Genomic DNA, 26,476 nt, shown 5'->3' with positions numbered 1-26,476 from the left:
GTTATTCATCCTCCTTTGTTTGCGTTAAATAAATAAATTCAGGATGTGGGTGGCTTAAGAAATCATGATGTGAGATAGACCATCCGTATGCACCAGCATATTTGAAAACAATTACGTCACCTGTACTCATTGAATCTATCTTTACACCTCTAGCAAAGACATCTTTCGGTGTACATAATTGACCGACTAACGTTATATCTTGTTGTGAAATTGAATTTTTTTCAAATGAATATGGATTATCCTTACAACGATAAATGTCAAAAGGATGATTATGCTGCCAAGATACCGGTAGTCTAAACTGTTGCGTACCACCTCTCAAAATTGCATACCATGCACCATGTACTTTCTTAATATCTAGAACTTCTGTCACATAGTAACCAATATGCGCCACAATAAAGCGCCCACATTCAAAGTTCAATGTCACATCTTCCATTTCTTGCTCAACGATCAGTGTTTTAAAACGTTCTACAAAATTATTCCACTCAAATTGGCTAGTTAAGTCCGCATAATTGACACCTATACCGCCACCTAAGTTAACATGCTTAAGAGAAAATTGATGCTTTTTAGACCATGCTTTAGCTTTTTCAAAATAAAGTTTCATTACATCAACATGTAAATTTGCATCTAAATTGTTAGAAATTGAATGAAAATGAAAGCCATCAAGATGTATATTTGGCATTGCTAGCGCAGCTTCAATAACATCATCAACTTCGTCTTCAGAAATACCGAATTGTGTTGGGCGTCCTGCCATATGCAACGTTGCATTAGGAAATGGTCCTGCTAAATTAACACGCAATAATATATGTTGTGTTTTCTGTTCTTCTTCTAAAATTGCATTTAAGCGTTGTAATTCATATAAACTCTCAACATGAATTCGTTGTATACCTTCGCTTACTGCATATCTTAGTTCCTCGTCTGTCTTACCAGGGCCACCAAAGATAATATGTTTGGCTGGTTTATATGCAAGTCCTTTAGATATTTCACCTTGAGATGCAACTTCAAATCCTTCAACATATTGACTTATTGTATCTAGAATTGTTCGTTCACTATTTGCTTTCATTGCATAATACATATGACAATTACTCGGCAATGATGATGTAATGTATTTTAAATGTTGCGCTAATCCGACTAAGTCATAAATATAATGACAAACTGGATGACGTTGTGCTTTTAATTGTTCGATAACTGGTTGAACCACATGCATTAATCTTTAACCCCTTCCTGCTTAGACGTCGCTAAAGTTGCTGAAAAATGACGATAAATTTTTCCTCGATCATCACCTAAGATAAACGTTTGTACACCTTGTTTATGCCATTTTGCAATATCTTCATCTTCACGCGGTAACGCACAAAAGTGTTTGCCATTTGCCTTTGCAACTTCAAATATATGTTGAACGTGTGACATTACCTTTTCATCTCTGGTTTTCCATGGCATACCAAGTGACTGAGATAAATCTGCAGCACCTTCAACTATCATGTCTAAACCTTCAACTTGTGCTATATCTTCAATGGCCATAACCCCTTCAACATCTTCTATCATAGCAATCACCATGATATGTTCATTAGCCATTTCCATAGTATCAAGTAATGGTATGCGTCCAAATCTAGCCATACGTCCACCATTCAAACTTCTCAAACCTTGCGGGTAATAACGACTTAGCTTAACGATATGTTCAACTGTCTCACGATCTTTCACATGTGGCACGATAATACCTCTTGCACCCATATCTAACACTTTAATGATATCCCTATCTATAACTGCAGTGACACGAACAATTGGAATAATATGTGCTGCTTCAGCTGCACGAATTAAATGCGCCAATGTCTCATCATTAATCGCTACGTGCTCTGTATCAATCACAACAAAATCATAACCACTTGCAGCAATAATTTCTATCATCAGTGGATCTGGTATGGAATTAAAAATGCCATAAACTGAATCACCATTGTTCAATCTATTTTTCAGGGATAGTTGTTGCATTAACACTACCTCCTATACCTAATGGATTAGTAACATGATGAATTCGCAACTCCGAGTCATTTAACAAACGACGTGTCGTTAACTTTTCAACTTGAATTGTAGGTTCAAACAAATCGAAATGTTGATAGTTATTCAATTCTGGAAATGCTTCTTGATAAGATACAATAACGTCTTTAACCCATTGCCACTGAACTTGTTCATCGATACCATATTGCTTTTCAATAAATAAGATGATTTCAGCAATATTGATGAAGAAAAATGCATCGTGTAAAAAGTCTCGTACCAATCGTTCATCATCTGTTTCAATAAATGAATTACTATTAACTTTTTTATGTGCTTCTGGCATTGGCTTTAACTTCAAATGTGAAGCAATTTCACTCAAATGTTCACGTTTAAATCGGACACCATCATGAAAATCTTTTAAAGCAATTCGCGTAGGCCAGCCATTTTCGTGAATGAGCATCATATTTTGTGCATGCGATTCAAAAGCAATGCCATGATAATACAGCATGTGAATCATTGGACGAACCGCAACAGATAAAAATTGCTTCATCCATGCTTCGACACCATAAGATTCTATCCACTTTTCAATGAATGGCACACCATCTTTGTCACTCGCATAAAGTGCATTAAACGGTATCGCTTCCTCTTCACCATTCAACATATGATATATATTTTCACGCCATATCACACCTAGCGCACCATAGATTTCAGTTTGCTTATAAGATGTAAGTTGTGTGTTTAAATAAGACTGTCCTAAGACTTCCCCTAAGAAAACCGTCTTTAATTCATCACTTAGATACGTATCTTTTTGCTGAATATGCTTTAACCAATCCGTAATTTGGGCAGCATTTTCAATTGTGTGAGGTGCCAATACTCGTTTCGTAGATGTATTCGTTATACTGATTGGTACTTTAAGATAATATTTCGATATATCTGACGGTGACATAGTTCGAACCGATTGTTGAGGATGATATACTTCATCACTTTCACCTAACCATAACACCGTTCCATTGAGCCATTCCTCTGCCAATTCAACTTGTATTACATGTTCAAATTGCCATGGATGAACAGGAATCAACTCGACATCCTCTATATCTTTGCCAGATTCCTCAATGTTTTCTATAAAACGTTGGTAAGTTACATCACCAAGTTGTTGTCGTAATAAATCATTTACCACAACATTACGCGATATCGTTGACTCCACTTTATCTTTTTCAATAGCTAACCATTGCAATTTAATTTCTGGTACAAAATCAGGTCCATAATTCAAATTATCACTCAGCGTAAATCCTAAGCGTGATTTGTAACTTGGGTGATATCGATGACCTTCCATCGCATAAGATTCGAAATCATTAAATGTTGTAGGTTTCGCTGGTGGATGTTCTTCGCGAAACTGCAAACTTTGCGTATCTTTCAATTCTGTTTGTAATAACTCAATGATAAATTGTTCTAACTTTTCATCATCTTTAGGAAATGTAAACAAAGCTTCTCTTAGTAATTGCGCGTAATCTGTCGTCTCAGTAATATCATTTCCTACAATACGTGTAACTGATGATGTTAGACATACTCGATCAAAACTATGTGCTTTTTTAGCAGTAAAATGATATTCAGAATCTTTTCCTTCTATTGTAAAATGACGCACACCATCTCGATATGCTTCCTTATATACAACGATATTTTCATAAATAAGTGATGATACAAGTTGGTACATGACTCTAGTTTTAACACGCTCAAGAATTGCGCTATTAATTGCATTATTCACAATACGATACCTCCTTGTTATGACAAATTGGATTTGGTATATGTGTATAAATTGGGTTTCCACCACAATCATTCAATTTACTCATTAAGTTTGCTTTAGCAGCAATCGTCGGTGATTGACATAAATCTTCAACACATTCAACAAACACTGCATTATCAACATATTTTTCCTTCCAATCTATAAGACGGCGCGCTACCAATTGCCACAATTCATCTTCATTCTGTGTTGCCTTACCAATTGTAGATACTAAATGCCCTAAATGATTTACTACAACGTAATATTTAAGTCGATGCCACGCTTCGTCATGTGCATATACAACAGGACTTGATATAGATACTACATTAGGGATAAGTTGTTTTTCCGTAGCAATTGTAGCTGAAAGACAAATCCCTTCTAAATCTCTGACATAGCACACTTCAGGAATACCGTCTTTTAATTCAATCAATGTATTTTGTACATGTGCTTCCAGACTAATTCCTGTGTCACTAAATAAAGTTAATATCGGCAATAACGTGCGATCTAAATAAGATTCGAGCCATGCTTCCGATGTTAAACCACTTTCCTCAATAACATGTGATAACTTAGACGTCGGTGCATCAGGCATTGTTTCAAATAATGATGCCAACACATGAATGTCTTTTTCTGAATGATAATTTGGAATACCTTCACGGACAATCATTGCACTATTCGTTAATAAATCCATTTCAGGTTCAACTGATTGTCCTAGTGGATTAGGTAATAGTGCACGGTATCCTTCTTCAAACATTAATTTAAAATGAGGTGTTTCTACATCATCTTTAATCGTTGCAATAACTTGAGCTGCATCAATTGTACGTTCAATCTGCTCAAGATCATTTGTACGTATAAAGTTAGTAATTTTAACGTGTATCGGTAATTTCAAATAAATGTTTAATGTCCTTGAAAATACCGTTCTTACAGAAGATGTTGGATATACAATGTCACCTGAAACACCTAAATCTTTAATTAAGCCTTGTTCACTATATTGAATAAAATGAGGATGTTGTCGCAACACACCAATTTGATAAGGATGTATCGGTAATAAAATAAAGTCTTTGGGTAACTCTGACATATCGATACCAGCTAATTGGTGTAATACTGTCGAAACCTGATTTTCCATATTTTCAACATAACGCGACAAAATGATATCTTGATGTACAGCTAAATAATGCAATTGAAATGAAGTATGACATTCCGGTGCGTATCGCTCTAAATCATCTTCTGAAAATCCACTTGCGCTCTTTGGCGTCGGATGAAACGGATGACCTAAATACAAAGATTGTTCGGAGACGATATAGCGATCCTCTGTATAGTCTGTCTTACTACTTTGCAAATAACGTGCTGTTCGATGAATACTATTATCTACATCTGACATAATTTGTGCCATATGTTGCTGTACAGCTGTTTGATTATCAGCACTTTGCGCCATATGTTGCAAAATACGTGCAATCGCTTCTTTATATGTTGCTAATTTCTTACTTTTGCCATCAAGAAGCCATACCTCTGCGCCATACATATGATGTCCCATAGCAGACCAATAACGAAATGTACCAGTTAATGTTTCAACTTCTGATAATTGAATAGACCATTGATTATCTTGAGCTGGAGCTTGATATAAGTTACTCTCTCTAAAATACTCATTTAAAATGCGCTCGATAGCCGCATACGCTGCATATTGTATTAATTCTTTATTTTGCACTTTTTTGTTTCAACTCCCATAATTTCATTAATGTGTGATCGTTGATTTGATTAGTGATGTTTGAACAAATTAAAAACAAGCTACTTACAGCAAATACAACGCCCATAACGATAAACGTAGTTGCCGGTGAAGTATAACTTGTAATGGCAGCACCACTAAGACTACCAATAATTTGACCAATGACTAACATACTATTTGTCGTTCCTACAAATGTGCCTTTTAGTTGTTGGTGACATGCATTTACGACGACAAACATAACACTTTGAATAAGTGCACTATATGTCAATCCTTGTAGTATTCTTGCGGCCATTAAAAATTCTACATTCGTCGCTAAACCTTGTAATATAGCACTACAGCCACACGCTACCGTTGCAAAAATATATACTGATTTAACGTAGGATTTATCATTAAAGCGCCCCCATAAAGGCGCACTTAATATCGAAGCTGTCCAAAATGCAGATTGTAGAAAACCAATGACACTACGATCGTCTAATGTTGTGTGGTTGACTGATGATGCTAACGGTGATAGCGCAGTTAACATACCGTACATAGCAAAATTTGCTAAAACACCAACTATAATAAATCGACACGTTTGTTGAGTGCATAACAGATATTGAAATGAACGACGAATACCTTTATTAATATTAGGTATTTGTGATTTCGGTACATGCGCTGTTTCAATTAATCTCCATGCACCAAAAATACAAACAACAAAAGTAATAACAGCAATACTCATTAGTAGTGCGCCAAACCCTAATATCGAAGCCGTAATGCCACCAATTAATGGTCCAACTAGTGAGCCAGCACTCACTGAACTTTGCAGCTTTCCTAATACTTTTCCACGATCTTCTACTGGTGCTTCTGCACTTGCAAAAGCACTTGATGCGTCAACTACGCCACCAAATAATCCTTGTAGTAGTCTCACAAGTACAAATTGTAACGGTGTCGAACATAATGCCATTAAAAACAAACATATTGCTAAACCAAGTAGCGCTCGCAATACCATCCATTTCCGGCTGATTTTATCGCCTAGCTTTCCCCAAATCGGTGAAGCTATCATCGTCGTAACAGCGGGAGCAGCAATGGCAATGCCACTCCACAACTGTATTTCGACGACTGAAAGGTTTTGTAACGATGCCATATAAATAGGTAATAATGGCACGAGTACTGTAAGACCTGCAATCGCGATAAACTGACTGAGCCATAAAATGCGAAAATTATTGCGCCAGATAGACTGTTCAATCATATGTCACCATTGGATTTGGTACAGTAGTTAAACCGGAAGGCATACTACCTCCACCGCTATCTCGTTGATAAAGCAATGGCAATAATATTTGCTTAAACGGCCATGTTTGTTTATCAAATAAAATATGTCTTACCGCTAACTGATCAGCTGTAACCCAGGAAATAGTTGCAACTTCAATTTTTAAAATTTGTTTTAACAATGACATAAGTTCATGCTCACTCACATCAAATAAATCTTGCATCGTATCAATAATGGCATATAGATTTACCGATACCGCTAACGTTTGGAAATAAGCAAAGAATGTTTCTAAGTCTTCATTTATCAAAGTATTAGGTGTATCTTCTCTTACAACATATTGCGGCAATGAAAGCTGATGTGATATCAGCCATGGTTTATAAATTCTGACTGTATCATGATCACGTAATACGCATTTTTGTACTCGCCCATTTTCAAATGACAATAAGATGTTTTGACCATGTAACTCTGGTAATGCACCATATTGCATAAATGATAAAGTCACTTTTAAAAAGATCTGTGCGATATCTTCAAACAATGTCATGATGTCATTTTTAGAAAGATCATCTTTTCCACAAATCATTTGATATAAGGTACGGTCATTTGCTGCAAGTGCAGCCATTGATACAAGTTGTTGCGTATCATTGTTAGCTAATGATTCCGGATATTTTCTTAGCTGGACAGTTAAATGTCCTAATTGGTCTTTGAAAATATCATTATCTTCACCCATATACGACCACCAAGCTGTCTCATCACAAACTGTCACATATTTAGCTAGTACTTCATCCTTATTAATAAGTTGACGTAATAATCGTTCTGCTTGTTCTCCATTTTTCATATAACGCGTAGGCGTTAACCTTAATGCACCTAATGACTGCATCGCAAATGGTACTTTGACATGATTATAAGGAGATGCAACGTCAATTAATGAACGCATACTTGAAGATGAAAGATAATCACCGAATTTTAGTGGCAACAAGATAACCAATTTCTCAGCAATCTCTTTCACAAAGATGTTCGGCAGAATGTGCTGATACTGCCAAGGATGCACTGGGAATAGCACATAGTCATCTATCGATAAACCTTGATGATTCAACATGTCTCTCGCTCGGTCTTTTATAGGAGCGGTCAAACGCTCTAACTCATCATAATCAGCTTCATCACCGTGAATCGTATGTGTCTTTTTAACAGCTGCAACCATTAAAGGAAATGATTGATTTAATTCAGCTTGATAAACTTGATAGTCTGCTTCTGATAAGCCTCTTTTTTCTTTAGCTAGTGGATGAAATGGACGATCTTTTAAACTTGCAAATTGCTCTGACATGACAAAAGGATGCGTTGCCAAGTCTAATTCCGATAATTGTTTAGCAAGTTGGGTTGTCGCAGTATTTAGTCCCTCTTCAACGCGAGCAACTTCCCACTCTCCACTTAAATCCCGATTCATATCAACAATCATTCGCCAAAATTCTGGCGCTGTTAACAGTTTGCTAGATGTCCTACCATCTATCGTGATAAGTTTTGAACTTTCATAGCGAAACATATTTAACGCACTAAAATATACAGGTATTTTGACTTGTTGATCCCCATTTTTATAAATTAATATCGTTTGTCCATGTTCCTTAGTTATCTCACTATTTGAAACAATTCCCGCGATATCTTCAAATAAAAGTGCATCAATTAAATCTCTTAATATTATCGTTTGTGCTGTATTCACTGCTTTATGAGTATGCAATATTTAGACACCTCGCATTCTTAATATAGGCTTAGTGTTGTACCAATATTTTGTTGCTGTGCTTGCTGATAAATAAAATAAGCACTTGCAATATCTTCAATGGCCATGCCCATTGGATTAAGTAATATGATTTCATCATCATTTTCACGACCAGGAATTTCACCAGTAACAAGCTGTCCAAGTTCAGCATGTAGTGCTTCTTTGCTAAATTTCCCTTCTAATACAAGTTGATTAATTGTTTTCTTTTCACGATTACATTGTGACCAGTCATCTACAACGACTTTATCAGCTTTAATAAATACTTCTTTATGTACATCCATAATAGAAATATTGCTAACAAATGCACCTTTTTGTAACCAATCGTATTCAATATATGGTTGATCTGTAACAGTACATGTAATGACTACTTCACCATTTGACACAGCTTCTTTAGCTGTTTCAGCTGCAATAAATTTAATTTCTGGGCGCTGTTGTTGCCATCTATCAACAAAGCGTACACATGCTTCAGGAAATTGATCATATACAAAGACGCGTTCAATATGATCAAATTGTTCTAACATACTTTGTAATTGCTTGTCTCCGATTAATCCACAACCAATAATTGTTAAATCTTTAAACCCATTTTTAGCTAAATGTTTGGCTGCAATCACCGAAACTGCTGCTGTACGCATACTACTAATTAAACTAGCTTCCATAACTGCAATTGGATAATTTGTTTCTGGATCATTTAAAATAATGACACCACTAGCACGTTCCATATTACGTTTTGATGGATTGTCGTGTTTACTACCAATCCACTTAATACCTGAAATCGCGTAATCGCCACCGATATGACTTGGCATAGCAATGATTCTATCTGCTATATGTCCATTTTCAGGATCTTGTCTTAAATATGGTTTAAGCGGTTGTACAAAGTCATTATGTGCATGCGCAGTTAATGCTTCTGTTAACGCGTCCACATAAACTTGTGAATGATTACCTCCTGCTTGTTCAATATCTGATCTATTTAAATACAACATCTCTTTATTCATTCTGATTTAACTCCTTGTCTTGACTTTATTTTTTCTAACCATGTATCTGAGTACACTAAATCTAAATAACGATCTCCTCGGTCTGGTAAAATCGTTACAATTGTTGCACCTTCGTCTATCTTTGTTATTAACTGCTCTATTGCTGCAATAATTGAACCTGTTGAACCACCTGCAAAAATACCTTCATAAGCAATTAATTTGCGGCAGCCTAGTGCAGATTGATAATCATCTACATGAATGACTTGATTAATCTCTGATCTATTCAAAATTTCTGGTACGCGACTTGCACCAATACCAGGTAACTCTCGGTTAATAGGTTTGTCACCAAAAATGACTGACCCTTTAGCATCCACGGCAACAATCTGTGCGTTTGGATGTACTTCTTTAATTTTTCTACTCATACCCATAATGCTACCTGTCGTACTTACTGGTGCGACAAAATAGTCTATAGGCTGTTTAATTGTTTCTACTATTTCAGTTCCAGCACCATGATAATGGGCTTGCCAATTTAACTCATTTGCATATTGATTAATCCAATATGAATCTTTAATAGAAGTTAATAGTTCTTGAACCTTAGCAATACGAGTCATTAAATAACCCCCATGCTCATCAGGTTCTTCAACCATTTCTACATTGGCGCCGTAACTTTTAATAATTTTCAAATTTGTTGGCGATATTTTAGGATCAACAACACAAGTGAGCTTTAATCCTTTAATTTTAGCTATCATCGCCAAGGCAATACCTAAATTTCCAGAGGTACTTTCAATTAAATGCGTATTCTCAGTTATAAGACCAGATTCAATACCATGTTCAATAATGTACTTGGCTGGTCGATCTTTCATACTGCCTCCTGGATTCATATACTCTAACTTTGCAAACACTTGGTGCTTTGGAAATAGTTGATGAAGTTGAACCATGGGTGTCTGCCCTACAGAATCTAATAATGAATCGTGACATGCTTGACTTCGTTCAATCAAAAGCGCTTCCTCCTCAAATTTAAAATTCTATAATATTGTGTGTTACCTAATTGATAATGATTCTCACTATCAAGTAACTAGGATTATATTTTTTATGCATTTATATGTCAAATAATTATAAGTTGCATGTAAATCATAAATATTTTATTGACTTAAGAAATAATTTAATTCATACTTGTTTGTGATAATGATTCTCATTGTCATACATCACGAAGGAGGCTAATTAATCAATGAATAAAGTAATTAAAATGCTTGTTGTTACACTTGCTTTCCTACTTGTTTTAGCAGGATGTAGTGGGAATTCAAATAAGCAATCAGATAGCAAAGACAAGGAAACGACTTCTATCAAACATGCAATGGGGACAACTGAAATTAAAGGGAAACCAAAACGTGTTGTCACATTATATCAAGGTGCCACTGATGTTGCTGTATCTTTAGGTGTTAAACCTGTAGGTGCTGTAGAATCATGGACACAAAAACCGAAATTTGATTACATAAAAAATGATTTAAAAGATACTAAAATTGTAGGTCAAGAACCTGCACCAAACTTAGAAGAAATTTCTAAATTAAAACCTGATTTAATTGTCGCGTCAAAAGTTAGAAACGAAAAAGTTTACGATCAATTATCTAAAATTGCACCAACTGTTTCTACTGACACAGTATTCAAGTTTAAAGATACGACAAAATTAATGGGGAAAGCTTTAGGGAAAGAAAAAGAAGCTGATGATTTACTGAAAAAGTATGATGATAAAGTAGCTGCATTCCAAAAAGATGCAAAAGCGAAATATAAAGATGCATGGCCATTGAAAGCATCAGTTGTTAACTTCCGTGCTGACCATACAAGAATCTATGCTGGTGGATACGCAGGAGAAATTCTAAACGATTTAGGATTTAAACGTAATAAAGATTTACAAAAACAAGTTGATAATGGTAAAGATATTATTCAATTAACATCTAAAGAAAGTATTCCATTAATGAACGCTGATCATATTTTTGTTGTAAAATCTGATCCAAACGCAAAAGATGCTGCATTAGTTAAAAAGACTGAAAGCGAATGGACTTCAAGTAAAGAATGGAAAAATCTAGATGCTGTTAAAAACAACCAAGTATCTGATGATTTAGATGAAATTACTTGGAACTTAGCTGGTGGATATAAATCATCATTAAAACTGATTGACGATTTATACGAAAAGTTAAATATTGAAAAACAATCAAAATAATTAAGGAGTTTTACGATGCTACTTAAACCGAAATATCAAATCGTTATTGCTGGTTTATGTCTTGCAATAGTAGCTATCTTAAGTTTAATGATTGGGAATACGCTTGTGTCACCTATTACGGTGATACAGGCGTTATTCAACTTTGATAGTGAAAGCGATTTACATAATGTTGTCACTGGTGCACGTGCATCGAGAACCATCATCGCCTTATTGACAGGTGCTGCACTTGCTGTGTCAGGTTTGTTGATGCAAGCACTCACACGAAATTCAATAGCATCTCCAGGTCTTTTTGGGGTCAATGCAGGTGCTGTATTTTTTGTCATTTTTAGTATTACATTTATTCAAATTCAGTCATTTAAAATGATTGTAGTTATTGCATTTTTAGGTGCCATTGTTGTTACTGTATTAGTCGTCGCACTTGGTATGTTTAGACAAACACTATTCTCACCTCATCGTGTCATCTTAGCGGGTGCAGCGATTGCAATGCTATTTACAGCCTTTACTCAAGGCATACTCATTATGAATGAAACTGACTTGCAAGGACTCCTATTCTGGCTAAGCGGCTCTGTTTCATTGCGTAATATATGGGATATACCATGGATTATCCCACTTGTGTTAATACTTATTTTAATCGCGTTTAGTATAGCTTCACATATTAATATATTGATGACCAGTGATGATATTGCAACGGGGCTTGGGCAAAATATTAAATTAATAAAATGGATTATTATTTTGCTCATTAGTATGCTAGCTGGAATTTCAGTTGCCGTTGCTGGATCAATTGTTTTCGTTGGACTCATTGTTCCAAATATTAGCAAACGTTTATTACCACCAAATTATAAATATCTGATTCCATTTACGGCACTAGCTGGTGCTATTCTAATGATCATATCAGATATGATTGCACGCGTGATTATTAAGCCATTAGAGTTACCTATTGGCGTTGTTACGGCTGTAATTGGCGCTATTGTCTTAATTTATATAATGAAGAAAGGACGTCAACGCTTATGACAGAAAAGATTAATAAAAAAGACTCCTATAACCTCATCTTCGCGTTAATCTTTTTAACCCTCGTATCTGTGGTAAGTATGATGGTCGGTTCTAGTTTTATACCATTTCAACGCGTATTGATGTACTTTTTAAATCCTAATGAAAGCATTGATCAATTCACTTTAGAGGTATTACGTTTGCCTCGTATTACACTTGCAATTTTAGCTGGAGCTGCATTAGGGATGAGTGGTTTAATGTTACAAAATGTATTAAAAAACCCTATTGCCTCGCCAGATATTATCGGCATCACAGGTGGCGCTAGCTTAAGTGCTGTTGTATTCATTGCATTTTTCAGTCATTTGTCGATACATCTACTGCCACTTTTCGCAGTGTTAGGTGGCGCATTAGCAATGGTAATACTATTAATATTTCAAACGAAAGGTCAAATTCGACCGACGACTTTAATTATCATTGGTATTTCAATGCAAACGCTGTTCATTGCACTTGTCCAAGGCTTACTCATTACAACAAAGCAATTATCTGCAGCTAAAGCATATACATGGCTAGTTGGTAGTCTTTATGGTGCAACGTTTAAAGATACTTTTATTTTGGGCATTGTTATTATAGCTATTGTTCCATTGCTATTTCTTGTCATTCCTAAAATGAAAATATCTATACTTGATGATCCTGTAGCAATTGGCTTAGGTTTAAATGTGCAACGCATGAAACTTATCCAATTAATTACCTCTACGATACTTGTATCTATCGCAATAAGTTTAGTAGGTAATATTGGTTTTGTAGGTTTAATTTCCCCTCACATTGCCAAAACAATCGTTAGAGGAAGTTACGCTAAAAAGTTACTCATGTCAGCAATGATTGGTGCTATTTCAATCGTTATTGCCGACTTAATTGGACGCACCTTATTTTTACCTAAAGAAGTGCCAGCTGGTATATTTATCGCTGCATTCGGTGCACCATTCTTCATTTACTTATTATTGACTGTAAAAAAATTATAAAGTTATCTATTAAAATAAAATGACCTCACAACATTGTTAGCTTATAAAAGTTGACATATAGTTGCGAGGTTTTTTCTTTACACGTGCCTGTATTGATTGTTAACAAGTGTCGACTTCTTTTATTGCATATTAATCCACTTTATACAATTAACACTGGCTCATATTCTATAATAGAGGACAATATTCTTCTATTTTTCAAATATCGATAGCTATTTCTTATTTAAATATAGTGTTTGATAATGTCATTTATTCAAAAACACAAATTTTAATAAAAATATCATATTATTTTTAATTGTAAATTATGGATTATTTTTCTTATTATATTGTGTTATATTAAAATAAAGTGCATATACAAGGAGAAAAACAATGAAATATAATAAACAAGACAAAATTAGAGATTTTATAATCATTGAAGCATACATGTTTCGTTTTAAGAAAAAGGTAAAGCCTGAAGTCGATATGACTATAAAAGAATTTATATTACTGACTTATTTATTTCATCAACAAGAAAAGACACTACCATTTAAAAAAATCGTCTCAGATTTATGTTATAAACAATCCGATTTAGTCCAGCATATAAAGGTTCTAGTGAAGCATTCATATGTTAGCAAAATTCGAAGTAAAATAGATGAGCGTAATACTTATATTTCTATATCAGAAGAGCAACGAGAAAAAATTGCAGAACGCGTATCATTATTTGATCAAATCATCAAAAAATTTAATCACGCGGATCAAAGTGAATCACAAATCATACCAAAAGATAGTAAAGATTTTCTTAATTTGATGATGTATACGATGTACTTCAAAAACATTATCAAAAAACATCTGACACTAAGTTTTGTAGAATTCACAATTCTAGCTATTATCACTTCTCAAAATAAAAACATCGTTCTTCTCAAAGATTTAATTGAGACGATTCACCACAAATACCCTCAAACTGTTAGAGCTCTCAATAATTTAAAAAAGCAAGGTTATCTAATAAAGGTACGCTCAACTGAAGATGAAAGAAAAATTTTAATTCATATGGATGACGCACAACAAGACCATGCTGAAAAATTATTGGCACAAGTAAATCAATTATTGGCTGACAAAGATCATTTACATCTTGTTTTCCAATAAAATAAGCCTCATGCAAGAGGTCGGGACAAAATCTTGCTTTTGGGACGCCGTTAATCGGTTACCCAGAGCACAAAAGCTTTATGTCTCGATCTCTTGTATTTTTATTTCACTTTATAGAGATCTTCTAAAAATCAATTGTTAGTCACAATGATGTTTATCCCTTTTTCAAATTTCAACTTAGTCCAAATTATTTCACTTACTCGAATTTGTTGTAAAAAAATATAATTAACTCTACTTTATTAAATCGCTTTCATCGTTGATTTATCGCTACATTTTATCGGTTTTTATAATTGGATTTAAAGCGAAATTGTCCAATCGAATCTTTGTATTTCTGAAAAATTATTTACACAAAATATTTATTTAATAAGTTGTAAAACTTACATTTAAATTTAATTATAAATATAGATTTTAGTATTGCAATACATAATTCGTTATATTATGATGACCTTATAAATACATACAGGGGGTATTAATTTGAAAAAGAAAAATATTTATTCAATTCGTAAACTAGGTGTAGGTATTGCATCTGTAACTTTAGGTACTTTACTTATCTCTGGTGGCGTAACACCTGCTGCAAATGCTGCGCAACACGATGAAGCTCAACAAAATGCTTTTTATCAAGTATTAAATATGCCTAACTTAAATGCTGAACAACGTAATGGTTTCATCCAAAGTCTTAAAGATGATCCTAGCCAAAGCGCTAACGTTTTAGGTGAAGCTCAAAAACTTAATGATTCACAAGCACCAAAAGCTGATGCGCAACAAAATAACTTCAACAAAGATCAACAAAGTGCTTTCTATCAAATCTTGAACATGCCTAATTTAAATGAAGAACAACGCAATGGTTTCATCCAAAGTCTTAAAGATGATCCTAGTCAAAGTAATAACCTTTTAGGCGAAGCTCAAAAACTTAACGATTCACAAGCACCAAAAGCTGACAACAAATTCAACCAAGAACAACAAAATGCTTTCTATGAAATCCTGCATTTACCAAATTTAAACGAAGAGCAACGTAATGGTTTCATCCAAAGCTTAAAAGATGACCCAAGCCAAAGTGCTAACCTATTAGCAGAAGCTAAAAAGCTAAATGATGCTCAAGCACCAAAGGTTGATAACAAATTTAACAAAGAACAACAAAATGCTTTCTATGAAATTTTACATTTACCTAACTTAACTGAAGAACAACGTAACGGCTTCATCCAAAGTCTTAAAGATGACCCTTCAGTAAGCAAAGAAATTTTAGCAGAAGCTAAAAAGTTAAACGATGCTCAAGCACCAAATGAGGAAGACAAAAACAAACCTGGTAAAGAAGACAACAACAAGCCTGGTAAAGAGGATAACAACAAACCTGGTAAAGAAGACGGCAACAAGCCTGGTAAAGAAGATGGCAACAAACCTGGTAAAGAAGACGGCAACAAACCTGGTAAAGAAGATAACAACAAACCTGGTAAAGAAGATGGTAACGGGGTACATGTCGTTAAACCTGGTGATACAGTAAATGACATTGCAAAAGCAAACGGCACTACTGCTGACAAAGTTGCTGCAGATAACAAATTAGCAGATAAAAACATGATTAAACCTGGTCAAAAACTTGTAGTTGATAAGAAGCAACAAGCAAATCATGCAGAAGCTAACAAAGCTCAAGCATTACCAGAAACTGGTGAAGAAAATCCATTTATCGGTACAACTGTATTTGGTGGATTATCATTAGCGTTAGGTGCAGCCTTATTAGCTGGACGTCGTCGTGAACTATAAAAAATAAACAACTATAGATATCATTTTATCCAAACCAATTTTAACTTATATATTCAAATCATTCTTATTTGTTCGGATGCGAACTATAATAAATGCACTGGCAACATCTTTTGTTGCTTAGTGCATTTTTTATTGACCTCATATTTCTGACAGCCATCGAAGAAACAAATCGTGAAATCTATAGACACAACAAGTGTTTCCAAATGTAAAAAATCGAACTAGTGAAATACATATAGTATCTCGTACTAGCTCGATTCTTCATTTATTATTTAAATTAAATCAAACACTACAACGTATATTTAGAATATTAACGTTAGTATAAATGTCCAAATACAGATAAAGGCTACAAATATAATACTGTATTTTAATGTCATTTTTAATAATGCAGATTCTTCACCAACTTTTTTAACAGCTGCAGTCGCAATGGCAATTGATTGTGGTGAAATAAGCTTCGCTGCTACACCACCTGCAGTGTTAGCTGCCACAAGTAATGAACCGCTTGTCGAAATTTGTTGTGCCACTGTCGCTTGAATAGGCGCAAATAAAGTATTGTTATTTACAACTGAACCAGTCATAAACACACCAATCCAGCCTAGTACTGGAGAGAATAATGGGAAAATCGCACCAGCTTTAGCAATACCTTGTCCAATTGCTACAGTCAAACCACCGTATGTCATGACTTTAGCAATAGCTAGAATAGCTGAAATTGTAAGGATCGGTAACCATAATTCTTTAATTGCTTCGACCAATAAGGCACCTGCACTTTTCCATTTTAACTTCGTAATTAAAATTGTAATAATCACCGTTAGTAAAATCGCTGTTCCAGTTGCCCCAATCATATCAAGACGCAACGCAATACCTTTAGGAGATAAATCACTCACAGTATTTGGAATTGGCATTTTTAATACTAAACTTTCAAGCGCACCTCCAGGTTGGAATAATTTTTTGAAGAATGGTGCACTCCATACTAATACAAAAGCAGTTAAAATGACGAATGGGCTCCATGCAAATACGATTTCTTTAGGTGTACGCTTTTGAATTTTATGTTCTGATTCTTTCAACCTGAAAATATTTTTCGGTTTAAATTTACGACAAACAAATGCTAGTACCACCATTGTTGCTAGTGATGGAATAATGTCTGCTAGTTCTGGACCATGGAATATTGTTAATAATAATTGTAATCCAGTATATGTACCACTCACTGTTAAGATGACAGGTAAAATTTCTTTAATACCTTTCATGCCATCTATAACAAATACTAAAACAAATGGAATAATAAAGTTTAAAATCGGAAGTGTTAATGCTGAATATCTCGCAACATCTAATGTTGTAACGCCTCCACTTAAGTTAAACGTATCAATAATACTAACTGGTAAACCTATCGCACCAAAGGCACCTGCCGCACCATTAGCAATTAAGCATAACATCGCAGCTTTTAATGGTTCAAAGCCAAGTTGAATCAATAACACTGCACAAATTGCAATCGGTACACCAAATCCTGCTGCACCTTCTAAAAATGCGTTGAAACAAAATCCAATTAATAATAGTTGAATACGTTGGTCTTCTGAAATACTTGCAATACTGTCTTGAATAATAGAAAATTGTCCTGTTTTAATAGAAACTTTATATAACCAAACTGCCATTAACACGATATATCCTATTGGGAAAATACCGGCAACAACGCCTTCTGTTATTGCACCTGCTGATACACGTGCTGGTAATTCGAACACAAATAAAGCCACAATTAATGTAACAACCAAAGTTGTCAATGCTGCATAAATGCCTTTCATTTTAAAAATGGTTAAGCATAATAGAAATAAAATAATAGGTACTGCTGCAACTAAGGCTGATAATCCAACATTATCGAATGGATTTACAGTAAGTAGTGTCATAATGACTCCCTCTCTTTATATAAAATATTTATCATCCAGATTAATCTACAACCTATTTCAACTTATATTTTGCGATGATCACATATTTAAAATGTAACATTCCTATATGTGACGGGCAATCGAATTTTTACAAAAAGTTCACAAAATTTACACAATATTTAACTATAATAAATAATATATCATTTTATTTATAAATACTAGATATTATTTATAATAATCTTCGAAATCCGCTTCAAAACTGCATCATGACAGTTTATATTTTTATTGAGAATCTCTCATTTTATGAATTGTAGGAAGTAAACAAAATATGACAAGCGTCAAACCAATGATAATGATAAATATCATATTAAACCATAATAAATTTAATTGATGATGGTGTTGTATTTGCCAAATTTCTAAAATCATGAAAATTGAAATATAGCTCATAATCTCCAAATTTAACGTACTTAAAAATAATTTAATCGCTCGAATTTCACGTGGTGTGTGATTATAATGTGACCATTTAGCAAATCGTTCATAGTATTTACCTGCGATGAAAAATATAAGCCATATCACTATAAATGCACTATTAATCAATAGCAACACCCATTTATCAGCAAAGTTATCAGCATCCCCTGCTAAATTATAATGAATAGGCACTTTCGTTGGTAATTTTGAATAGTTCATTACTGTATAGCACATCATAGCTAAGTAAATAAGTAGACTTAATATTGTAAAAGACCTGATTTTAGACATTCTATCGCCTCTTTCTTTACATTTTATGTATAACACTCTGCCTATTTTACCTTTTAATTACATTACCCCAAACGATTAAACAATATGTAATGATACTATAGTTGCGTTAGGAGTATCGGCTTGTTAAATGTGCATAGCTTATATTTACCTGTATAACATGCCACATAATGATCCGAGTTATTCCAAGTCCCGTACCTCAGAATCCAAAAATATTCGAGTGATAAAGTTTTAAAAATAAAAAATATAAAAATGATCTAATTTCGTCATATTTACCAATATAAATACTAATATTTGCAATTCACAAAGGGGTATAGTTTGAGTGTATTCTAATACGAAAGGACTTGGTGAATATGTATTACAGTTATGGTAACTATGAAGCATTTGCGCGCCCTAAAAAACCTGAAAATGTAGAAAACAAATCTGCTTACTTAATCGGGTCTGGGTTAGCTTCACTTGCGGCAGCTTGTTTCTTAATTAGGGATGGTCAAATGGAAGGTTCGAAGATTCATATTTTAGAAGAGTTACCTAAAGCAGGTGGTAGTCTTGACGGTGAAAATATTCCTTTAAAAGGCTATGTTGTCCGCGGTGGTCGTGAAATGGAGAACCACTTTGAGTGTTTGTGGGACTTATTCAGATCTATCCCTTCATTAGAAATCGATAACGCGTCTGTATTAGATGAGTTCTATTGGCTAAACAAAGAGGATCCTAACTATTCTCGCTGTCGAGTTATTGAAAAACAGGGTCAACGTTTAGTTACCGATGGAGACTTCACTTTGACCAAAAAAGCAATTAAAGAAATTTTAGATTTATGCTTAACGAATGAAGAAGATTTAGATGATGTCAAAATCACGGATGTATTTTCCAACGACTTCTTTAATTCAAACTTTTGGATTTACTGGAAAACAATGTTTGCATTTGAACCGTGGCATTCTGCAATGGAAATGCGTCGCTATCTAATGCGATTCGTTCATCATATTGGTGGTCTCGCAGACTTTTCAGCTTTAAAATTCACTAAATATAATCAATATGAATCTTTAGTATTACCTATGGTTGAATATTTGAAATCGCATGGGGTTCAATTTGAATACGATGTAAAAGTCGAAGATATTAAAGTAGATGTTACGACAAGTCAAAAAATTGCCCGAGAAATATTAATTCACCGACATAGCAAAGCAGAGTCAATTAAACTGACTGTAGATGATCTTGTCTTTGTGACAAACGGTAGTATTACGGAAAGCTCTACGTATGGTGATAACAATACGCCCGCGCCACCAACTAACGAATTAGGCGGTAGTTGGACGTTATGGAAAAATTTGGCGCGACAAAGTCCTGAATTTGGTAATCCTGACAAGTTTTGCCAAAATATTCCTGAAAAAAGTTGATTTGTTTCAGCAACTTCTACGACAAACAATAAAGAGATTATCGATACAATAGAAAGTATTTGTAAACGTGATCCACTTGCAGGCAAAACAGTTACAGGTGGTATTATTACAATCAATGATTCTGCATGGCAAATGAGTTTTACAATCAATCGTCAGCAACAGTTTAAAGAACAACCTGAAAATGAAATATCTACATGGATTTATGCCTTATATTCAGATGTAAGCGGCGATTATATTAAAAAGCCAATTACAGAATGTAGTGGTAATGAAATATGTCAAGAATGGCTGTATCACTTAGGTGTATCAACTGACAAAATTGAAGACTTAGCAAAACATGCATCTAATACGATTCCTGTTTATATGCCATATATCACTTCTTATTTCATGACGCGTGCTATCGGCGACAGACCTTTAGTCGTCCCTCATCAATCTCAAAATTTAGCATTTATTGGTAACTTTGCAGAAACAGAACGTGACACTGTATTTACAACAGAATATTCTGTTCGTACTGCAATGGAAGCTGTTTATCAATTGCTAAATATAGATCGTGGCATCCCAGAGGTCATCAATAGTCCATTTGATCTTCGCGTCTTAATGGATGCTGTATATGAGCTCAATGACCACCAAGATTTGCGTGAGATTACTAAAGATTCGAAAATGCAAAAACTCGCATTAGCTGGATTCCTTAAAAAGGTAAAAGGTACGTACATTGAGGCATTATTAAAAGAACACAAATTGTTATAACGAAAACCATTAATAGATTTTTATTTGGTGATTTCGAATCATGAGACTGGGACAAAATGATGTTTTTATAAAAATTATTTCGTTGTTCCACTCTCATGATTTTTTATTGCCAAAACATTGTCACATGATTTATTGCATCATTTTATAAAACAAGTGATTGCAAACCTGCCTTTTCACACTGAAAATTTACATAAATAGTGATGATATTTTACTAGCAATATACAAATAACATATATTGTTAAATAATTTTACCTAATCTTAACATTAAATTTACAATTATAAGCGATAATCGACATATAAAGCTTATTTGAGGTGAAATAATGGAAATGTCGGTTACAGAAGTCATTTTCTCCTTTTTAGGTGGTTTAGGTATTTTCCTATACGGCTTAAAAATTATGGGAGACGGGCTTCAAGCATCAGCAGGAGACAGGCTACGAGATATTTTAAACAAATTTACATCAAATCCAGTATTAGGTGTTATTGCAGGTATCGTTGTAACTATTTTAATTCAAAGTAGTTCAGGTACGACAGTTATCACAATCGGACTTGTCACAGCTGGATTTATGACTTTAAAACAGGCCATTGGCGTGATAATGGGTGCAAATATTGGTACTACGGTAACTGCATTTATTATTGGTATAGATTTAGGCGAATATGCAATGCCAATTTTAGCATTAGGTGCATTTTTAATCTTTTTCTTTAAACGCTCTAAAATCAATAACATTGGCCGTATACTATTCGGTTTCGGTTCTCTATTCTTCGGCTTAGAATTTATGGGTGATGCCGTTAAACCTTTAGCATCATTAGATGGATTTAAGCAATTAATGCTTGATATGTCATCAAATCCAATACTCGCTGTCATTGTTGGCGCAGGATTAACAGCGCTTGTTCAAAGTTCAAGTGCGACGATTGGTATTTTACAAGAATTTTATCAACAAGATTTAATTAGTTTAAATGCAGCAATTCCAGTTTTACTTGGCGATAACATCGGTACAACGATTACAGCTATTTTAGCTAGTTTAGCCGGCTCAATCGCTGCAAAACGTGCGGCGCTTGTACACGTCATCTTTAACCTAATCGGAGTAATTATCTTCACAATTTTCTTGCCAATTGTGATTCATTTAATTAGTTTGTTACAAGATGTATGGCACTTAAAACCAGCGATGACGATTGCTGTTTCACACGGTATCTTCAACGTAACGAATACTTTAATTCAATTACCATTCGTAGGCGCATTAGCTTGGATTGTTACAAAGCTTGTCCCAGGAAAAGATATTGCTGATGAGTATAAACCTCAGCACTTAAATAAAGATCTTGTTTATCACGCACCTGGTGTCGCATTACAAGAAACGCAAAAAGAATTACAAAATGTTGGTCAAATTGTCTTATCAATGTTTGAAGACATTCGCGAAATTACAAAAGACGATAAAAAATTGATCAAGAAGCTTGAACAAAAGCATCAAGCTGTTGAAACAATCAATGATAGCATTCGAAATTATTTAGTTAGAATTTCTACAAAAGCAATTACGAAGGCTGACGTTGAGCGTTTAGCAGTAATGTTTGATGTCAATCGCTCTATTTTAAAAGTAGCAGAGTTAACAGAAGAGTATGTCGCTCAATTAAAACGACAACATGATGAAGATATTCGAATTACAGTAGACGCACAACGCGGTATGGATAAATTATTCAACCATGTTGCCGAGTCATTTGATAAAGCCATCGATATGTTAGATGTTTATGACAAAACGAAAAAAGATGAAATTGTAGAACGTAGCAGAGAATCATTTAATATTGAGCATAAATTACGTAAAGGTCATATTAAACGCCTTAATCGTGGTGAATGTACAACAAAAGGTGGATTACTATATATCGATATGATCGGGGTTCTTGAACGTATCGGTTATCATTCACGAAATGTTTCTGAAGCACTTGTTGGTCTAAACGATGATGTTCCAACAGATGAAGAAATTGCAACAACTGAAATTTAATTTTTACTGTCTTATTTATATTAATATTTTTTAAAATTAGAAATTCAGATGCATGTAAAACAGGCTGGGACATAAATCCCTAAAAAACAGCAGTAAGATAATTTTCAATTAGAAAATATCTTACTGCTGTTCTATATTTATACAATACTTCGTATTGAATGGCTTCGCTATGCCCGTCTGGCACATAATTGTAAAATTCTATAAATAGAATTTTTGATGACGGGTCCCTTCCTAGGGTGCCGTCTCAGCCACCCCAACCGGCACATTGTTGTAAGCTGACTATATGTCAGCTTCTGTGTTGGGGCCCCTGTCTTCGACTGGCACTGCTCCCTCAGGAGTCTCGCCATTAATACTACGTATTAACATGTAATTTTACTTTTAAATACTTTAAAAAAATAAGACACTTTGCCCAACTTACACTACCATATAGAAACTTCTGTTAGAATTCCTCAAAATGATATTTCGTGATATGTTAATGAAATTGTTGAAACGATACCTGATAGTGAATTCGATGAATTCAGACACCATCGTGGCGCAACATCCTATCATCCAAAAATGATGTTAAAAATTATCTTATATGCATACACTCAATCTGTATTTTCTGGTCGTAGAATAGAGAAATTACTTCATGACAGTATTCGAATGATGTGGTTAGCTCAAAATCAAACACCTTCTTATAAAATTATTAATCGTTTTAGAGTAAATCCTAATACTGATGCATTAATTGAATCTTTATTTATCCAGTTTCATAGTCAATGTTTAAAGCAAAATCTTATTGATGATAATTCGATTTTTATTGAATGTCACAAGCTCTTTTATATTTAGCAAACTTTGTTATCTTAAATCCGCTATAAACACTTATATAATAAAGTTTCATTAGTGTGCGGTAAGCATGACGGACACTGTTCTCGGAGTCTGACCCCTTCACTATAATTTTTACAGTTGCGTTCACTATTTTTATTCGGTATAACGTGGATTATCTTTATTTAACAGCCAGTTTCCAACAGTTAAATAAGAAGCAAATGTACTCCATAACATATATGGAATAAGTATAATACCTGCTATTCGTTTAACTTTGAAAAATTTTACAGTCATCATAATAACGGCTGTAAGTAGGATAAAACTTTCAATTAATGCTGCAAAACGTAATTTGAATTTAAAGTATAAGATAGACCATAAATAGTTAAGGCTTAATTGGGCATAATAAATAGTTTTAACTTTTGCATTATTTGATTTACCACTTATAATTGCATAAGCAATACCAATAGTTGTATATAATATTGACCATACAATTGGGAATATATATCCTGGTGGTGACAATGGTGGCTTAGCATTGTCTTTATAATCTTTTCTTGCATTTTGGACAGCATACTTACCAATTAATCTACCACCTAATAAAGGCGTTACTACTTTAACTATCGTTTTCAATAAACGTTTAAATGTCATTATATTACTCCTTTCATATGGTTATTAATTGTCGTCTTAATATATTTTATATAACTATTAATTTAGGAATTTCTTGATTTGTAACTTTTTACTATTAGCGCTCCTAAAACAGCTCCTACTATAAGTCCTTGTTTAGTCACACTACTAAGTTTCTGATTATGTCGTTTCATATATAAATTAAACTTAAAGAGATTCATAACACTCTTATGAACTTTTGCCTGTGTATATTTATAGATCCACCACGGCAATGTTGGTTCATATTCTTGAAGTGCGATAATACATGAATCACTATTAGGTAGCCTTCTAAATTCTAATCGTGCATTGCCGCCATTATGGGCAAGTGCAAAATCGCCACCAATAATTTTATATGACACTCTGTCTTCATCAGAAGTTTGTGTATCCTTTTCTAATAAAAGTAATTCTTTCTTTAATAAAGGTAATGAAATAATAAATGCTTCCTCATCAAAATTACTGTTTACAATATTTAAAGTGATTTTATTCAAGAAATTCGCATAGATTTCTGCTAGTGCACTCATATTCATATGCTTAGGTAATACGACTCTGGAGATAGCTCTAACATCTTTGACATCAGTCTTTATAGTGCTTGTTTGTTTCTTCTTAGTTGTTGATGCCTCTTCTAGTGCCTGTTGCACACTTTCTTTATAATCCATTTGACCTATGGATATACCTTCTACTATCCTCTTTTGATCACGTGTCATATTATGAATTAAACTATCCATAAGGGGATAGACCATTTCTTTTGGAACACCTGAAATCAGTTTCACCCAAAATTTACTTAACCAAATAGGAATAATAGGTAAATTTATCATCGGTAAACGCTTATCTAATACTTCTGCGGTCTGTTTAAATAAATCTTTGTAAGTCATGTGTAGCGGACCACCGATATCTATCGCTTCATTTTCTTTAGGACTACGTGATACCACTTTATATAAACCTTGAATGACATCATCAATAGCAACAGGTAATGTCTGATTATACGCCCATTTTGGTAGTACCAATGCTGGTAGACGCTCAACTAGTGTTTTCAGTATTGGATATGAGCTACCTTTAGAACCGATAATTAAACCTGCTCTTAATGTTGTCACAGGTACACCATATGACCCTAAAATTCGTTCACATTCTAATCGACTTCTTAAGTGTGGTGATAGTTGATCATCATTTGGTATCAACCCACTCATAAATACAATATGTTTCACACCATTCTGACGGGCTGCTTTAGCAAAATTATCAGCTAATATTGCATCCATATCTTCAAAGCTTGCCTGTGTTAATTTGGCTGAGGGCATCATAGAATGGACAAGATAAATGGCGGTATCAATACCCTCCATTACATCATTTATTTCAGCTAAATCAAACAAGTCAGCCGATTTCCAAGTTACATTTCTTTCATTCTTTTTATTATCTATATTCCTTGAAATTGCAATAATATCATGATTCTCTTTTAACTTTTCCATTAAATGGCTACCAATATAACCTGAAGCCCCTGTTAATAGGATTTTTTTCATAAATATAACCTCCTATAAAAAAGATGAGCAAGCAATCTGGAGCTACACTCATCATAAATAATAGAAATCAACTTACCCATTACAATTCAATATATATGATTTTTCTTGCGTAAGTATTTGACTATCTAATAACGTATTTACCCTAAATCGAAGGGTCTATACTATAAAAACTTATAAAATTCTCAAAGCGGTTCCAATAA

The 26,476-nt window shown here is 34.1% G+C and carries 18 protein-coding genes and 2 pseudogenes; 8 read left to right on the top strand and 12 right to left on the bottom strand.

The genetic code is table 11. The annotated features are described in order from the left end of the window. Nucleotide 1: 1 nt before the first annotated feature. From sbnH to sbnA, 8 genes are read right to left on the bottom strand one after another with little or no spacing between them, the layout of a single operon-like run. Nucleotides 2–1,204 (bottom strand): staphyloferrin B biosynthesis decarboxylase SbnH, encoded by a 1,203-nt coding sequence (gene sbnH / locus ML436_00385; protein ID UMT78252.1) that lies wholly within the window; start codon nucleotides 1,202–1,204, stop codon nucleotides 2–4. Beyond that, entirely contained in the window at nucleotides 1,204–1,980 is a 777-nt protein-coding gene (gene sbnG, locus ML436_00380) for a staphyloferrin B biosynthesis citrate synthase SbnG (GenBank protein ID UMT78251.1), read from the bottom strand. Before sbnG ends, sbnH begins: the two co-directional genes overlap by 1 nt. Continuing rightward, nucleotides 1,955–3,817, bottom strand: a complete 1,863-nt coding sequence (gene sbnF / locus ML436_00375) for a staphyloferrin B biosynthesis protein SbnF (GenBank protein ID UMT78250.1) — start codon at nucleotides 3,815–3,817, stop codon at nucleotides 1,955–1,957. Before sbnF ends, sbnG begins: the two co-directional genes overlap by 26 nt. Further along, a complete protein-coding gene (sbnE, locus tag ML436_00370; GenBank protein UMT78249.1) occupies nucleotides 3,738–5,462 on the bottom strand; it encodes an L-2,3-diaminopropanoate--citrate ligase SbnE in 1,725 nt (574 codons plus the stop codon). Before sbnE ends, sbnF begins: the two co-directional genes overlap by 80 nt. Then, the gene (gene sbnD, locus ML436_00365) at nucleotides 5,452–6,708 is read right to left on the bottom strand and encodes a staphyloferrin B export MFS transporter (GenBank protein ID UMT78248.1); all 1,257 of its coding nucleotides are present in this window, start codon (nucleotides 6,706–6,708) and stop codon (nucleotides 5,452–5,454) included. The genes sbnE and sbnD overlap by 11 nt, the downstream gene beginning before the upstream one ends. Further along, nucleotides 6,701–8,455: a staphyloferrin B biosynthesis protein SbnC gene (gene sbnC / locus ML436_00360; protein ID UMT78247.1), complete on the bottom strand. Its 1,755-nt coding sequence runs from the start codon at nucleotides 8,453–8,455 to the stop codon at nucleotides 6,701–6,703. The genes sbnD and sbnC overlap by 8 nt, the downstream gene beginning before the upstream one ends. 20 nt (nucleotides 8,456–8,475) lie before the next feature. Continuing rightward, nucleotides 8,476–9,486: an N-[(2S)-2-amino-2-carboxyethyl]-L-glutamate dehydrogenase SbnB gene (gene sbnB / locus ML436_00355; protein ID UMT78246.1), complete on the bottom strand. Its 1,011-nt coding sequence runs from the start codon at nucleotides 9,484–9,486 to the stop codon at nucleotides 8,476–8,478. Beyond that, nucleotides 9,483–10,463 carry a 2,3-diaminopropionate biosynthesis protein SbnA gene (gene sbnA, locus ML436_00350; GenBank protein UMT78245.1) on the bottom strand — a complete coding sequence of 327 codons (981 nt, stop codon included), beginning with the start codon at nucleotides 10,461–10,463 and terminating at the stop codon, nucleotides 9,483–9,485. The genes sbnB and sbnA overlap by 4 nt, the downstream gene beginning before the upstream one ends. Nucleotides 10,464–10,693: 230 nt before the next feature. Between sbnA and sirA the strand changes: the two genes are divergently transcribed. The 5 genes from sirA to spa all read left to right on the top strand — a co-directional run bounded on the left by sirA (nucleotide 10,694) and on the right by spa (nucleotide 16,563). Beyond that, nucleotides 10,694–11,683 (top strand): staphyloferrin B ABC transporter substrate-binding protein SirA, encoded by a 990-nt coding sequence (sirA, locus tag ML436_00345; protein UMT78244.1) that lies wholly within the window; start codon nucleotides 10,694–10,696, stop codon nucleotides 11,681–11,683. 15 nt (nucleotides 11,684–11,698) lie between these two features. Further along, nucleotides 11,699–12,694: a staphyloferrin B ABC transporter permease subunit SirB gene (sirB, locus tag ML436_00340; GenBank protein UMT78243.1), complete on the top strand. Its 996-nt coding sequence runs from the start codon at nucleotides 11,699–11,701 to the stop codon at nucleotides 12,692–12,694. Continuing rightward, on the top strand, nucleotides 12,691–13,689 hold the full coding sequence (locus ML436_00335) for an iron ABC transporter permease (protein UMT78242.1): 999 nt from the start codon (nucleotides 12,691–12,693) through the stop codon (nucleotides 13,687–13,689). The genes sirB and ML436_00335 overlap by 4 nt, the downstream gene beginning before the upstream one ends. 366 nt (nucleotides 13,690–14,055) lie before the next feature. Further along, entirely contained in the window at nucleotides 14,056–14,808 is a 753-nt protein-coding gene (sarS, locus tag ML436_00330) for an HTH-type transcriptional regulator SarS (protein UMT78241.1), read from the top strand. Between the two features lie 474 nt (nucleotides 14,809–15,282). Further along, nucleotides 15,283–16,563: a staphylococcal protein A gene (spa, locus tag ML436_00325; GenBank protein UMT78240.1), complete on the top strand. Its 1,281-nt coding sequence runs from the start codon at nucleotides 15,283–15,285 to the stop codon at nucleotides 16,561–16,563. A 299-nt stretch (nucleotides 16,564–16,862) separates the two neighbouring features. Here spa and ML436_00320 read toward each other — a convergent pair whose 3' ends face one another. Continuing rightward, nucleotides 16,863–18,455, bottom strand: a complete 1,593-nt coding sequence (locus ML436_00320) for an L-lactate permease (protein ID UMT78239.1) — start codon at nucleotides 18,453–18,455, stop codon at nucleotides 16,863–16,865. Nucleotides 18,456–18,716: 261 nt separating this feature from the next. Further along, nucleotides 18,717–19,190: a DUF1648 domain-containing protein gene (locus ML436_00315; GenBank protein ID UMT78238.1), complete on the bottom strand. Its 474-nt coding sequence runs from the start codon at nucleotides 19,188–19,190 to the stop codon at nucleotides 18,717–18,719. A gap of 350 nt (nucleotides 19,191–19,540) precedes the next feature. On the opposite strand from ML436_00315, the pseudogene ML436_00310 reads away from it, so the two are divergent. The 3 genes and pseudogenes from ML436_00310 (at nucleotide 19,541) to ML436_00300 (ending at nucleotide 24,105) form a co-directional block, all read left to right on the top strand. After that, nucleotides 19,541–21,316: pseudogene (locus ML436_00310) on the top strand (oleate hydratase). A 326-nt stretch (nucleotides 21,317–21,642) separates the two neighbouring features. Beyond that, nucleotides 21,643–23,304: a Na/Pi cotransporter family protein gene (locus ML436_00305; protein ID UMT79454.1), complete on the top strand. Its 1,662-nt coding sequence runs from the start codon at nucleotides 21,643–21,645 to the stop codon at nucleotides 23,302–23,304. Nucleotides 23,305–23,709: 405 nt separating this feature from the next. Beyond that, nucleotides 23,710–24,105: pseudogene (locus ML436_00300) on the top strand (transposase). Nucleotides 24,106–24,261: 156 nt separating this feature from the next. Here the strand turns inward: ML436_00300 and ML436_00295 are convergent. Then, nucleotides 24,262–24,750, bottom strand: a complete 489-nt coding sequence (locus tag ML436_00295; GenBank protein UMT78237.1) for a tryptophan-rich sensory protein — start codon at nucleotides 24,748–24,750, stop codon at nucleotides 24,262–24,264. A 62-nt stretch (nucleotides 24,751–24,812) separates the two neighbouring features. Then, nucleotides 24,813–26,276 (bottom strand): NAD(P)H-binding protein, encoded by a 1,464-nt coding sequence (locus ML436_00290; protein ID UMT78236.1) that lies wholly within the window; start codon nucleotides 26,274–26,276, stop codon nucleotides 24,813–24,815. Nucleotides 26,277–26,476: the final 200 nt, after the last annotated feature.

Origin of the sequence: Staphylococcus roterodami (genome assembly GCA_022493055.1) — a bacterium.
In the GTDB taxonomy this organism is placed as follows: domain Bacteria; phylum Bacillota; class Bacilli; order Staphylococcales; family Staphylococcaceae; genus Staphylococcus; species Staphylococcus singaporensis.
This window is presented reverse-complemented; position numbering and strand designations above follow the sequence as displayed.

What these genes read in the sequence shown, in the direction of transcription:
- sbnH (UMT78252.1), bottom strand. Translation starts at nt 1,204, where the DNA reads ATGCATGTGGTTCAACCAGTTATCGAACAATTAAAAGCACAACGTCAT.
- sbnG (UMT78251.1), bottom strand. Translation starts at nt 1,980, where the DNA reads ATGCAACAACTATCCCTGAAAAATAGATTGAACAATGGTGATTCAGTT.
- sbnF (UMT78250.1), bottom strand. Translation starts at nt 3,817, where the DNA reads ATGATTGTGGTGGAAACCCAATTTATACACATATACCAAATCCAATTT.
- sbnD (UMT78248.1), bottom strand. Translation starts at nt 6,708, where the DNA reads ATGATTGAACAGTCTATCTGGCGCAATAATTTTCGCATTTTATGGCTC.
- sbnB (UMT78246.1), bottom strand. Translation starts at nt 9,486, where the DNA reads ATGAATAAAGAGATGTTGTATTTAAATAGATCAGATATTGAACAAGCA.
- sirA (UMT78244.1), top strand. Translation starts at nt 10,694, where the DNA reads ATGAATAAAGTAATTAAAATGCTTGTTGTTACACTTGCTTTCCTACTT.
- sirB (UMT78243.1), top strand. Translation starts at nt 11,699, where the DNA reads ATGCTACTTAAACCGAAATATCAAATCGTTATTGCTGGTTTATGTCTT.
- ML436_00335 (UMT78242.1), top strand. Translation starts at nt 12,691, where the DNA reads ATGACAGAAAAGATTAATAAAAAAGACTCCTATAACCTCATCTTCGCG.
- sarS (UMT78241.1), top strand. Translation starts at nt 14,056, where the DNA reads ATGAAATATAATAAACAAGACAAAATTAGAGATTTTATAATCATTGAA.
- ML436_00320 (UMT78239.1), bottom strand. Translation starts at nt 18,455, where the DNA reads ATGACACTACTTACTGTAAATCCATTCGATAATGTTGGATTATCAGCC.
- ML436_00315 (UMT78238.1), bottom strand. Translation starts at nt 19,190, where the DNA reads ATGTCTAAAATCAGGTCTTTTACAATATTAAGTCTACTTATTTACTTA.
- ML436_00305 (UMT79454.1), top strand. Translation starts at nt 21,643, where the DNA reads ATGTCGGTTACAGAAGTCATTTTCTCCTTTTTAGGTGGTTTAGGTATT.
- ML436_00295 (UMT78237.1), bottom strand. Translation starts at nt 24,750, where the DNA reads ATGACATTTAAACGTTTATTGAAAACGATAGTTAAAGTAGTAACGCCT.
- ML436_00290 (UMT78236.1), bottom strand. Translation starts at nt 26,276, where the DNA reads ATGAAAAAAATCCTATTAACAGGGGCTTCAGGTTATATTGGTAGCCAT.